Origin of the sequence: Edwardsiella anguillarum ET080813 (assembly GCF_000264765.2) — a bacterium.
GTDB lineage: Bacteria > Pseudomonadota > Gammaproteobacteria > Enterobacterales > Enterobacteriaceae > Edwardsiella > Edwardsiella anguillarum.
Genome location: NZ_CP006664.1, coordinates 3,917,932 through 3,930,289 on the forward strand (window position 1 = coordinate 3,917,932; position 12,358 = coordinate 3,930,289).

At 63.2% G+C, this 12,358-nt stretch carries 11 protein-coding genes and 1 pseudogene; 8 read left to right on the forward strand and 4 right to left on the reverse strand.

Translation table 11 applies throughout. The features are described 5' to 3' along the window. Positions 1-13: 13 nt before the first annotated feature. Genes pspC through pspA form a run of 3 tightly spaced genes read right to left on the reverse strand, consistent with a single transcriptional unit; the run spans position 14 to position 1,306 of the window. Positions 14-367 carry an envelope stress response membrane protein PspC gene (gene pspC, locus ETEE_RS17570; RefSeq protein WP_015871156.1) on the reverse strand — a complete coding sequence of 118 codons (354 nt, stop codon included), beginning with the start codon at positions 365-367 and terminating at the stop codon, positions 14-16. Next, a complete protein-coding gene (gene pspB, locus ETEE_RS17575) occupies positions 367-594 on the reverse strand; it encodes an envelope stress response membrane protein PspB (RefSeq protein ID WP_012848702.1) in 228 nt (75 codons plus the stop codon). Before pspB ends, pspC begins: the two co-directional genes overlap by 1 nt. A gap of 46 nt (positions 595-640) precedes the next feature. Continuing rightward, positions 641-1,306 carry a phage shock protein PspA gene (pspA, locus tag ETEE_RS17580; RefSeq protein ID WP_034163328.1) on the reverse strand — a complete coding sequence of 222 codons (666 nt, stop codon included), beginning with the start codon at positions 1,304-1,306 and terminating at the stop codon, positions 641-643. 216 nt (positions 1,307-1,522) lie between these two features. Between pspA and pspF the strand changes: the two are divergent. From pspF to ETEE_RS17615, 7 genes and pseudogenes are all read left to right on the forward strand, one after another. Continuing rightward, positions 1,523-2,544 (forward strand): annotated as a pseudogene (pspF, locus tag ETEE_RS17585) (phage shock protein operon transcriptional activator). Between the two features lie 402 nt (positions 2,545-2,946). Next, positions 2,947-4,632, forward strand: a complete 1,686-nt coding sequence (sapA, locus tag ETEE_RS17590; protein ID WP_034163326.1) for an ABC transporter substrate-binding protein SapA — start codon at positions 2,947-2,949, stop codon at positions 4,630-4,632. Then, the gene (sapB, locus tag ETEE_RS17595) at positions 4,629-5,594 is read left to right on the forward strand and encodes a putrescine export ABC transporter permease SapB (protein ID WP_034163325.1); all 966 of its coding nucleotides are present in this window, start codon (positions 4,629-4,631) and stop codon (positions 5,592-5,594) included. The genes sapA and sapB overlap by 4 nt, the downstream gene beginning before the upstream one ends. Then, entirely contained in the window at positions 5,581-6,471 is an 891-nt protein-coding gene (gene sapC, locus ETEE_RS17600; RefSeq protein WP_034163324.1) for a putrescine export ABC transporter permease SapC, read from the forward strand. The genes sapB and sapC overlap by 14 nt, the downstream gene beginning before the upstream one ends. Further along, the gene (sapD, locus tag ETEE_RS17605) at positions 6,471-7,466 is read left to right on the forward strand and encodes a putrescine export ABC transporter ATP-binding protein SapD (protein ID WP_034163323.1); all 996 of its coding nucleotides are present in this window, start codon (positions 6,471-6,473) and stop codon (positions 7,464-7,466) included. The genes sapC and sapD overlap by 1 nt, the downstream gene beginning before the upstream one ends. Next, positions 7,463-8,278: a putrescine export ABC transporter ATP-binding protein SapF gene (sapF, locus tag ETEE_RS17610; protein WP_095666567.1), complete on the forward strand. Its 816-nt coding sequence runs from the start codon at positions 7,463-7,465 to the stop codon at positions 8,276-8,278. The genes sapD and sapF overlap by 4 nt, the downstream gene beginning before the upstream one ends. A 95-nt stretch (positions 8,279-8,373) precedes the next feature. Beyond that, the gene (locus ETEE_RS17615; RefSeq protein ID WP_034163321.1) at positions 8,374-9,345 is read left to right on the forward strand and encodes a mechanosensitive ion channel family protein; all 972 of its coding nucleotides are present in this window, start codon (positions 8,374-8,376) and stop codon (positions 9,343-9,345) included. Positions 9,346-9,421: 76 nt separating this feature from the next. On the opposite strand, the gene fabV is transcribed toward ETEE_RS17615, so the two are convergent. Next, positions 9,422-10,615: an enoyl-ACP reductase FabV gene (fabV, locus tag ETEE_RS17620; RefSeq protein WP_034163320.1), complete on the reverse strand. Its 1,194-nt coding sequence runs from the start codon at positions 10,613-10,615 to the stop codon at positions 9,422-9,424. Between the two features lie 197 nt (positions 10,616-10,812). On the opposite strand from fabV, the gene ETEE_RS17625 reads away from it, so the two are divergent. After that, a complete protein-coding gene (locus ETEE_RS17625) occupies positions 10,813-12,273 on the forward strand; it encodes an AMP nucleosidase (protein ID WP_034163319.1) in 1,461 nt (486 codons plus the stop codon). The last annotated feature ends 85 nt before the right edge of the window (positions 12,274-12,358 follow it).

Consider the following 12,358-nt stretch of genomic DNA (forward strand, 5'->3'; position numbering starts at 1 on the left):
GGCGCTGATAGGGCTATAGCTGACGGAAGCGCCGGTTCAGGCTAAACGCCGGCGAGGTCACATAGCGCTCCAGACGACGCAGCCGCTGTTCGCACGCCTCCAGCTCCCCGGCGGTGCGCGCCAGCTGCGCCCGCACGCCCGGCGCCTCGGGCGGCCGTTCGCCCTGTGCCACCGGCAGCGTAAAGGCCAGGATCAGGTACGCCGCCAGCGTAATGACAAACAGGCCGCAGAAGATCGACACGACCGCCATCGCCCGCACCAGAGCAACCGGAACATCAAAGTAGTCGGCGATCCCGGCGCAGACCCCCTTGAACACCCCGCGCTGAGGCAGGCGGTACAAACGACGCGGAGACAACGACGGGCTCATCAGGCGTCCCTCCAGCTGGGATGCTCCGCATCCAGAATCGCCTCCAGGGCGCCGATACGCTGGCGCATCCGCTGCGCCTCCTCGCTCAGCTGAGTCAGGCGCTGCTGCTCCTGCGCCTGCAGCACGCTGTCGCTGCGCTGGCGGTTGCCGTAGTGCAGCCACAGCCAGATAGGCAGGACAAACAGCACGAACAGAGTCAATGGAATGGCGAGAAACAGATAGCCCATAGATGCTCCTTGGATGGATGGGTCAGTGCGCCGAACCGCGGCGCGCCTATTCGCCGCGCTGCAGACGGGCCTTCATTTCACTCAGCTGACGACTGATTTCATCATCGGCCTTTAATTCAGCAAACTCCTGATCCAGGCTCTTCTTTTTGCCCAGCCCCACGCTCTCGGCCTCGGCCTCCATCTGATCGATGCGGCGCTCAAACTGCTCGAAGCGCGCCATCGCCTCATCCAGCTTGCCGCTGTCCAGCTGACGGCGAACATCGCGCGAGGAGGCAGCGGCCTGCTGGCGCAGCGCCAGCGCCTGCTGGCGGGCGCGGGTTTCACTCAGTTTACTCTCCAGCTCGCTGATTTCACGCTTCATTCGCTCAAGGGTCTCATCAATGCTCTCCACCTCATGCCGCAGCGTCAGCAACAGGTCGGCGACGCGCTGTTTTTCGATCAGCGCCGCCCGCGCCAGATCCTCTTTCTCTTTACGCAGGGCCAGCTCTGCTTTCTCCTGCCATTCGTGACACTGTAATGATGCCTGTTCGATGCGGCGCAGCAGCTGTTTCTTCTCCGCCAGCGCGCGGGCGGAGGTGGAACGTACCTCGACCAGCGTATCCTCCATCTCCTGGATCATCAGGCGCACCAGCTTCTGCGGATCTTCGGCCTTATCCAGCAGCGTGTTGATATTGGCATTTACGATATCGGCAAAACGCGAAAAAATACCCATGATGTTATCCTCAGCTCAGTCAGTATTGCGGCCGCCGTGCTATACCCGCGGCCGCCACGGTGTACGTTGATATATACAAGAGCCATGCCAAGTCTACGCCGTGGCGAATAATCATTACAATTCAAAATGTTAATTATATTCCCTTCGGAGGATTGCAGAAAAGGAAGTGATGAGTTTTACTAAAAGATAGTGAAAATAACCACATTAAGGTGAGAGATGGCCGATCGCGATACCCTGCTGGGCGAAGACAACGCGTTTCTGGAGGTGCTGGAGCAGACCTCACGCCTGGCTCAATTGAACAAGCCGCTGCTGATCCTCGGCGAACGCGGCACCGGTAAGGAGCTGATCGCCCAGCGTCTGCACTATCTTTCGCCGCGCTGGCAGGGACCGTTTATCTCCCTGAACTGCGCCGCGCTCAGCGAGACCCTGCTGGACTCCGAACTGTTCGGCCATGAGGCCGGCGCCTTCACCGGCGCCCAGCGTCGTCATCTAGGGCGCTTTGAGCGCGCCGACGGCGGCACCCTGTTTCTCGATGAGCTGGCCACCGCGCCGATGCTGATCCAGGAAAAGCTGCTGCGAGTCATCGAGTATGGCCATCTGGAGCGCGTCGGCGGCAGCCAGTCGCTGCAGGTGGACGTACGCCTGGTCTGTGCCACCAACGCCGATCTGCCGGCGCTGGCCGCCGCGGGGCAGTTTCGCGCCGATCTGCTGGATCGTCTGGCGTTTGAGGTCATCGCCCTGCCGCCGCTGCGCCGGCGCCGGGCTGACATCCTGCCGCTGGCGGAGCACTTCGCCATGCAGATGTGCCGAGAGCTGGGGCGAGCGCTGTTCGGTGGCTTCAGCGCCCGCGCGCAGCGTACGCTGCTCGACTACCGCTGGCCCGGCAACATCCGCGAGCTGAAAAACGTGGTGGAGCGCTCTGTGTTTCGCCACGGCGACGGCGAGGGCGCGCTGGAGAACATCGTGCTTAATCCCTTCCCCCCCCCGACGTCGCCGCGGACGATGAGAGGGTTGCCGCGCTGCCGACGCTGCCGCTGGATCTGCGCGCCTGGCAGGGCGAGCAGGAGTGCCGCCTGCTGCGACACGCGCTGCGTCAGGCGCACTATAACCAGCGGCGCGCCGCCGACCTGCTCGGCATCACCTACCATCAGCTGCGCGGCATTATGAAAAAGCAGGGGATCGCGGCGATACCACCGCAGACGGCCGACGATACCGCGGCAATGGCACCGCGCGAATGAGGCCGACGACGGGATAAAAAAAAGCCAGCACCCGCGCTGGCATTAAAATGAAACTGTAAGCAATGTGAGCAATGTCGTGCTCCTCGCAGGCGCCTGTTAAACAGACCATTGAGGTGCGATTTGAATGATAATGTTTATCAATATCGTTTGCAAAGTTTTTTTGCCTCCGACGATAAAAACCGCGCCCAACCGGCGTCGCACGGCGCCAATTGTTTAATCACAGAGCAAATAATCCGCATCGGCGGCGCCAGCGATTGGGCCGGCCGGCAATGTACGTTACACTAGGCTATCGTTCAATGAACTGCCGCTGCTCCGTCGTGTTATGGTTCCGACGCCGGCAGCGTGCCGGGCGTCCCTACCTGTGCCGCCCGGCAGCACAGCCAACAACCTGTTGAAGCCCCTATGCGCGCTCTGAAAACACTGTTTATTCCGCTGCTGCTCCTGTCGGCAGCGGTCACGGCGGCCGAGAAACCGGCGCCGCAGCCTGCCCCCGCTGTGCCGGATATCCGCCAGAGCGGATTTATCTATTGCGTCAACGGGATCGTCAATACGTTCAATCCGCAGATGGCCAGCAGCGGCGTGACGGTGGATACCCTGGCGGCCCAGCTCTACGACCGGCTGCTGGATGTCGATCCCTATACCTATCGCCTGATCCCCGAGCTGGCTCAAAGCTGGGAGGTGCTCGACGGCGGCGCGACCTATATTCTGCATCTGCGCCGCGATGTCCCGTTCCAGAAAACCGCCTGGTTCACCCCGACCCGCAACATGAACGCCGACGATGTACTGTTCAGCTTCGAGCGCATGTTCGATCCCAAGCACCCCTATCACGACGTCAACGGCGGTCACTATCCCTACTTCGACAGTCTGCAGTTCAGCAATGCGGTGCAGAGCATCCGCAGGCTGGACGATAACAGCATCGAGATTCGCCTGAAGCAGCCCGACGCCTCTTTCCTCTGGCACCTGGCGACCCACTATGCGCCGGTGCTCTCGGCCCAGTACGCCGAGGCGCTGGCCAAGCGCGGCCACCAGGCGCAGATAGACCGGCTGCCAGTCGGCACCGGCCCCTTTATGCTGGAGGAGTATCGCGCCGGGCAGTTTATCCGTCTGGCGCGTAACCCCCGCTACTGGAAAGGGACGCCGCGCATGGCGCAGGTGGTCATCGACCTGGGCGCCGGCGGCACCGGGCGGATCTCCAAGCTGCTGACCGGCGAGTGCGATGTGCTGGCCTATCCCGCGGCCAGCCAACTGGGTATCCTGCGCGACGATCCGCGCCTGCGCCTCACCCTGCGCCCGGGGATGAACGTCGCCTATCTGGCGTTTAACACCCGCAAGCCGCCGCTGGACAACGTCGACGTCCGCCGCGCCATCGCCTATTCGATCAATAACCAGCGCCTGATGCAGTCCATCTACTATGGTACGGCGGAGACGGCGGCCTCCCTGCTGCCGCGCGCCTCCTGGGCCTACGACAACGACGCGCGCGTTACCGACTACAACCCGGAGAAGGCCCGCGCCATGCTTAAGGCCGCCGGGATCAGCAACCTGCGCCTGCAGCTGTGGGTGCCGACCGCCTCCCAGGCCTATAACCCCAGTCCGCTGAAAACCGCCGAGCTGATCCAGGCTGACATGGCCCAGGTCGGCATCAAGGTCACCATTGTGCCGGTGGAGGGGCGCTTTCAGGAGGCCCGTCTGAACGACATGAGCCATGATATGACCCTCTCCGGCTGGGCGACCGACAGCAACGATCCGGACAGCTTCTTCCGGCCGCTGCTCAGTTGCGCCGCCATTCAGTCCCAGACCAACCTGGCCCACTGGTGCGATCCGGCGTTCGATACCCTCCTGCACCAGGCGCTGCAGTCCCAGCAGCTCTCCCAGCGAATTGACGACTATCAGGCGGCGCAAAAAATCCTGGAGCAGCAGCTGCCGATCCTGCCGCTGGCCTCCTCGCTGCGCCTGCAGGCCTATCGCCATGACATCAAAGGGCTAGTGCTCAGCCCGTTCGGCAACGCCTCGTTCGCCGGGGTCTATCGCGATATGCCCCCGCCGCCCCCGGCACCCACGCCCACGCCGCAGGACAAGGAGAAACCATGATTATTTTTACCCTGCGGCGCCTGCTGCTGCTGCTGGTCACGCTGTTTTTCCTGACCCTCGTCAGCTTCAGCCTGCTCTACTTCACGCCCCATGCTCCGCTTTCCGGTGCGTCGCTCACCGACGCCTATCGCTTTTACCTGCACAGCCTGTTGCAGGGCGACTTCGGCGTCTCCAGCATCAACGGGCAGACCATCGTCGGACAACTGCGTGAGGTGGTCCCCGCCACCCTGGAGCTGTGTATCCTGGGATTCCTGCTGGCGCTGTTCTGCGGCATCCCCATGGGCATTGCCGCCGGGATGATGCGCGGACGCTGGCCGGACGGCGCCATCAGCACCCTGGCGCTGCTCGGCTACTCCATGCCGGTATTCTGGCTGGCGCTGCTGCTGATGCTGTTTTTTGCCCTGCACCTGGGCTGGCTGCCGGTCTCCGGGCGCTACGACCTGCTCTACCCGGTGCCCAACATCAGCGGCTTTGCCCTGGTGGATGCCTGGCTCTCCGACTCCCCCTACCGCCGGCAGATGCTGCTCAGCGTGCTGCGCCACCTGGTACTGCCGGTCAGCGTGCTGGCGCTGGTACCGATGACCGAAGTCATCCGCCTAATGCGCCTCAGCACCGACGGCGTGGTCGGCCAGAACTACATCAAAGCAGCGGCAACCCGCGGCCTATCGCGGCTGACCATCATTCGCCGCCACGTGCTGCACAACGCCCTGCCGCCGATCATTCCCCAGTTGGGCCTCCAGTTTTCCACCATGCTGACCCTGGCGATGATCACCGAGGTGGTGTTCAGCTGGCCGGGGCTGGGGCGCTGGCTGATCAACGCCATCCGCCAGCAGGACTTCGCCGCCATCTCGGCCGGCGTCATGGTGATCGGCACGCTGGTTCTGGTGGTCAACGTTCTGTGCGATATCATCGGCGCCGTCACCAGTCCGCTGAAACATAAGGAGTGGTATGCACTTCGATAACGTCTACCGCGAGAAAAAGGTCCCCAGTCCGCTGCGGCAGACCTGGTATCACTTTCACGCCGACTCGCTGGCCATGATCGGCCTGTATGGCGTCGCCGCGCTGCTGCTGCTGTGTCTGTTTGGCAGCCTGTTGGCGCCCTATGGGCTGGATCAGCAGTTTCTCGGCTACCAGCTGCTGCCCCCCTCCTGGTCGCGCTATGGCAACGTCTCCTTCTTCCTCGGCACCGACGATCTGGGACGTGATCTGCTCAGCCGCCTGCTGTGCGGCGCGGCGCCAACCTTTGGCGCCGCGCTGACCGTCACCATCGCCGCCAGCCTGTGCGGCGTGCTGATCGGGGTGCTGGCCGGCGTCACGCACGGACTGCGATCGGCGATCCTTAACCATATTCTCGATACCCTGCTGGCGATTCCCTCGCTGCTGCTGGCGATCATCGTGGTGGCCTTTATCGGGCCGCGCCTGGAGCACGCCATGCTGGCGGTATGGCTGGCGCTGCTGCCGCGCATCGTGCGCGCGGTCTACAGCGCGGTGCATGAGGAGCTGGAGAAGGAGTACGTGGTCGCGGCGCGCCTGGACGGCGCCTCGACCTGGTTTATTCTGTGGGACGCCGTGATGCCCAATATCGCCGGGGTGCTGGTTTCTGAATTCACCCGCGCGCTCTCCATGGCGATCATCGATATTGCCGCGCTCGGCTTTCTCGATCTCGGCGCCCAGCTGCCGTCGCCGGAGTGGGGCGCCATGCTGGGGGACTCGCTGGAGCTGCTGTACGTGGCCCCCTGGAGCGTCATGCTGCCGGGCGGCGCCATTATGATCAGTGTGCTGTTGGTCAACCTGCTGGGCGACGGGTTGCGTCGCGCCGTCAACGCCGGGGTAAAATAATGCCGCTACTCGATATCCGCAACCTGACCATTGAGTTCATGACCCCCGAGGGCCCGGTCAAGGCCGTCGACCGCGTCAGCCTGACCCTCAGCGAAGGTGAAATCCGCGGCTTGGTCGGTGAGTCCGGCTCCGGCAAGAGCCTGATCGCCAAAGCCATCTGCGGGGTAACCAAGGAGAACTGGCGGGTGACCGCCGACCGAATGCGCTTCGACGACATCGACCTGCTGCGCCTGTCGCCACGTCAGCGACGCCGCCTGGTCGGCCATAACGTCTCAATGATCTTCCAGGAGCCGCAGTCCTGTCTCGACCCCTCCGAGCGCATTGGCCGCCAGCTGATCCAGGCGATCCCCGGCTGGACCTATAAAGGCCGTTGGTGGCAGCGCTTTCGCTGGCGCCACCGCCGCGCCATTGAGCTGCTGCACCGCGTCGGCATCAAAGATCACCGTGACGCCATGCGCAGCCTACCCTACGAGCTGACGGAGGGCGAATGCCAGAAGGTGATGATCGCCATCGCGCTGGCCAACCAGCCGCGTCTGCTGATCGCCGATGAACCGACCAACGCCATGGAGCCGACCACCCAGGCGCAGATCTTCCGCCTGCTGGCGCGCATGAACCAGAACAACAACACCACTATTCTGCTGATCAGCCACGATCTGCAGACGATGAGTAAGTGGGCCGACCGCATTAACGTCATGTACTGCGGGCAGACGGTGGAGAGCGCCAGCTGTGAAGAGATCCTCAGCGCGCCGCACCATCCCTATACCCAGGCGTTGATCCGCGCGATGCCCGACTTTGGCCGGGCGCTGCCGCCCAAGAGCCGCCTGAATACCCTGCCCGGCGCCATTCCGTCGCTGGAGCATCTGCCGATCGGCTGCCGCCTGGGGCCTCGTTGCCCCTACGCCCAGAAAAAGTGTATTCAGACCCCGACCCTGCGCAGCGTGAAAAACCACCGTTTTGCCTGCCATTTCCCGCTCAACACGGAGGAGGCCCAGTGATGAAAACGCTGCTGGAGGTCCACGGCCTGGAAAAGACCTTCCGCTACCGCACCGGCTGGTTTCGCCGCCAGCGGGTCGATGCGGTCAAACCCCTCAGCTTCACCCTGCGCGAGGGACAGACGCTGGCGATCATCGGTGAAAACGGCTCGGGGAAATCGACCCTGGCCAAGATGATCGCCGGCATGGTCGAACCGAGCGGCGGCGAGATCGTCATCGACGATCAGCCGCTGCGCTACGGCGATTACCGCTACCGCAGCCAGTGTATCCGAATGATTTTTCAGGATCCCGCCACCTCGCTCAACCCGCGTCAGCGCATCGGCCAAATCCTGGACGTACCGCTGCGGCTGAATACCGATCTGGATGCCCCGGCGCGCGAGGAGCGGATCAATCAGACGCTGCGTCAGGTCGGGCTGCGCAACGATCACGCCTACTACTATCCGCATATGCTGGCCGCCGGCCAGCTGCAGCGCATCGCCCTGGCGCGCGCGCTGATCCTGCAGCCCAAGGTCATCGTCGCCGATGAGGCCCTGGCCTCTCTGGACATGTCCATGCGCTCACAGATCATCAACCTGATGCTGGAGCTGCAGCAAACGCACGGCATCGCCTATATCTACGTCACTCAGCACCTCGGCATGATGAAGCACATCAGCGATCAGGTTCTGGTAATGCAGGCGGGCGAGGTCGTCGAGCGCGGCAGCACCGCCGAGGTGCTCGCCGCCCCGCTGCATGATTTGACCAAGCGTCTGATCACCAGCCACTTTGGCGAGGCCCTGACCGCCGACGCCTGGCGCCGCGACGGCGGCGGCTTTTAACCCGCGCCGGGCGTCGTCGCCCGGCCCCCCCTTAGCGAAGGAGACGAACGCCGCGACCCGCGGGCGTCCATGAATCTGTTTGAGGTAAACTGCTTGTGGCTCTGATTGTCGAAAAACTGCATGCGCATCTGATACTGGCCGCCGTACTGCTGCTGCTCAGCGCGATGGTATATGGCCTGCGCAAGTGCCGGGGAAACCGCGGCACCGCCCTGCTCCAGGTGGCGCAGACCCTGCTGTGGCTGCTGCTGGTACTGCTGCTGTGCGAAGGGATCAAAAAATACCTGGTCATGGTCGGACTGTGGCCGTGGATTAAATATATCTCCTTCTGCCAGACGATCCTGATCATCTTTGTCCTGTTTAAGGCCATCTCATCGGCCATCAATATCATCGCCGACCGACAGGTTAAAAACGGGATCAACCGCTCGAAGACCCTGGTGGTGATCCGCGCCATTAACATCATCACCCTGTTCCTATTGGCGACCCTATTCGGCGAGCAGCTGGGGCTGAATATGTCCGGGCTGCTGACCTTTGGCGGCGTCGGCGGCGTCGCCATCGGCATCGCCAGCCGCAACATCCTTAGCAACCTGCTGTCCGGCGTGATGCTTTACTTCGATCGGCCCTTCAACGTCGGTGACTGGATCCGGCTGCCGGAGAAGAATACCGAAGGCGTGGTGACCGAGATCAGCCTGCGCACCACCAAGATCATCACCTTCGACCAGAAGCCGCTGTATATTCCCAACGCGGTCTTTTCATCGATCATGATCGAAAATCCCGGGCGCAGCGACTACCGCAAGGTCGAGCTGGCGGCGATCGTCAAAAGCTTTGATGCACAGCAGGTCAACGCCCTGCTGGGGCTGATCGGCGATAAAGTGGCGCAGGATCCGCGGGTCAACGGACAGCTGGATACCTTCATTCATATGCACAGTATTACCAAGGATGGTATCCAGATCCTGATTAGCCTGTTCGCCAACACCCGTGACTACGAGGTCTATCTGGCGCTCAGGCAGAGCCTGATCGTCTACACCGTCGACGCCGCCAGCGCGCAGGGGCTGGAGGTCACCTGCTGATCGGCAGCGCTCGGGGCGATCAAAAAAGGCCGCATTCGCGGCCTTTTTAGCATGTGACGTTGGCGTCGGTGGTACGTTACAGCGTCACCACGTCGAACTGCACGTCCGGATTCACATCGGCGTCGTAATCTACCCCGTCCAGACCGAAGCCGAACAGGCGCAGAAACTCCTGTTTGTAGCCGCTGTAGTCGGTCAGCTGGCTGAGGTTCTCGCTGGTGATAGACGGCCACAGATCGCGGCAGGTCTGCTGTACGTCGTCGCGCAGCTCCCAGTCATCCATGCGGATGCGGGCGTGATCGTCCAGCGCCATGTCGCTGCCGTACAGGCGCGTGCGCATCATACGGTCAACCTGCTCCATGCAGCCTTCGTGGATGCCCTTTTCCTTCATGATCTTGAAGGACATCGAGATGTACAGCGGCATCACCGGGATCGCGCTGGAGGCCTGCGTCACCACCGACTTCAGCACGGCGACGTGGGCCGTACCGCCGTGGGCGGCGAGATCGCCGCGGATGCCCGCCGCGGCGCGGTCCAGATCTTCCTTCGCGCGGCCCAGCGTGCCGTGCCAGTAGATAGGCCAGGTCAGATCGGTACCGATGTAGGAGTACGCCACAGACTTGGCGCCGTCGGCCAGGACCCCGGCGTCACGCAGCGCGGACATCCACAGTTCCCAGTCCTGCCCCCCCATCACGGTGATGGTGTTCTGGATCTCTTCTTCCGTCGCCGGCTCGACGCTGGCGGAGATGATCTGATCCTTGTTGGTGTCGATGGCGGTGGTGGTATACACCTCCCCGATAGGCTTCAGCGCCGAGCGAACCACCTCGCCCGTCTCCGGCAGCTTGCGCACCGGTGAGGCCAGCGAGTAGACCACCAGATCCACCTGCCCCAGATCCTGCTTAATCAGCTCGATCACCTGCTGGCGGCATTCGTTGGAGAAGGCATCGCCGTTAACGCTCTTGGCGTAGAGGCCCGCCTCTTTGGCCGCCTTGTCAAACGCGGCGGCGTTGTACCAGCCGGCGCTCCCGGTCTTGGTTTCCGTACCCGGCTTCTCAAAGAACACGCCGATGGTGGCGGCGCCGGCGCCAAAGGCTGCGGCGATCCGCGACGCCAGGCCATAACCGGTCGACGCACCGATCACCAGCACTTTTTTAGGGCCGTTCTCAATCGGCCCTTTAGCCTGGGTATAGGCGATCTGACGACGGACGTTGGCCTCACAGCCAACCGGATGGGTAGTGGTGCAGATAAAACCGCGAACCTTGGGTTTGATAATCATAGTGTCTCTTATCCGTTTTATGGATGAAATCAGGGCATAAGATAGCGCATTGTACCCCAATTGGGTGCTCTGATGTGTTGTCCGCGGCGAAAAAGTCCCGCGTGTCCCCCTTTTCCCCGACGCCGCTCTCGACTAGGCTTGCAGTACCGATCGCTGCGCGCGTCGGCAGCGTCACTGTTATCCATCAGGGAGAAGCCATGAGTCCAGCCAGCAGTGCGACCCCACTCACGCCGGAGCAGGCGATCAATCGCCTGGGCGCTTACTATGACGGCGCCGTGCGCGCCCTGCGCGACGCCATCGGCGCCTTTGTCGAGCGCGGCGAGGTGCCCGACCCCGCGTCGCGCGCCGCCGGGTGCTTTGTCTACCCGGCGCTGCACGTCTCCTGGGACGGTGAAGGTAAGCCCGGCGAGCGCACCCGCGCCTACGGCCGCTTCAACCATCCCGGCCACTATGTCACCACCGTCACCCGGCCGGAGCTGTTCCGCGGTTATCTGCTGGAGCAACTGACCCTGCTGGTGCGCGAATATGGCGCCCGCATCGAGGTTCACCCCTCAGACCAGGAGATCCCCTACCCCTATGTTATCGACGGCGCCGAGCTGGGGCTTGACCGCATGCTGAGCGCCGCGCTGGCCCGCCACTTTCCGACGCCGGATCTCGCCAGCATCGGCGATGAAACCGCCGACGGTGCGCTGCTGGGGCGGCAGGATGCCCCACTCTCCCACTTTGACGCCCTGCGCACCGACTTCTCTCTGGCCCGCCTGCGCCACTACACCGGCACCCCGCCCGAGCACGTGCAGCCCTATATTCTGTTCACCAACTACACCCGCTACGTCGATGAGTTCGTACGCTGGGCCCGGCGCCAGATAGGCAACCCCAACAGCGGCTATCGGGCGCTCTCCGGCGCCGGCGGCATTTACATCGATGCCGCCAACGCGGACGACGATCAGCTGGTCAGCGATCTGGCATGGAAAAACCATCAGATGCCCGCCTATCACCTGATCGGCGACGATGGCACCGGTATCACCCTGGTCAATATCGGCGTCGGCCCGTCCAACGCCAAGACCATCTGCGACCATCTGGCGGTGCTGCGCCCCCACGCCTGGCTGATGATCGGCCACTGCGGCGGCCTGCGTCAAAGCCAGACCATCGGCGACTATGTGCTGGCCCACGCCTACCTGCGCGACGACCATGTGCTGGACGCGGTGCTGCCGCCGGACATCCCGATCCCCAGCATCGCCGAGGTGCAGCGGGCGCTGTACGACGCCACCAAGCAGATCAGCGGCATGCCCGGCGAACAGGTCAAGCAGCGGCTGCGCACCGGCACGGTGGTAACCACCGACGACCGTAACTGGGAGCTGCGCTACAGCGCCTCGGCCCGGCGCTTTAACCTCAGCCGCGCGGTAGCGGTCGATATGGAGAGCGCCACCATCGCCGCCCAGGGCTACCGTTTTCGCGTGCCCTATGGCACCCTGCTGTGCGTCTCGGACAAGCCGCTGCACGGAGAGATCAAGCTGCCCGCCCAGGCCAACCGCTTCTATCAGGGCGCCATCTCCGAGCACCTGCAAATCGGGATCTACGCGCTGGATCTGCTGCGCGCCGAGGGCGACCGCATGCACTCCCGCAAGCTGCGCACCTTCAATGAGCCGCCGTTCCGCTAGCGTGGGCGTCCACGCAGCTGAATTCGCCTCTCTGGCCTGCCGCGCTTGCCCCGGCGGGCCACTTTGCGTAACAATGGCAGCCACT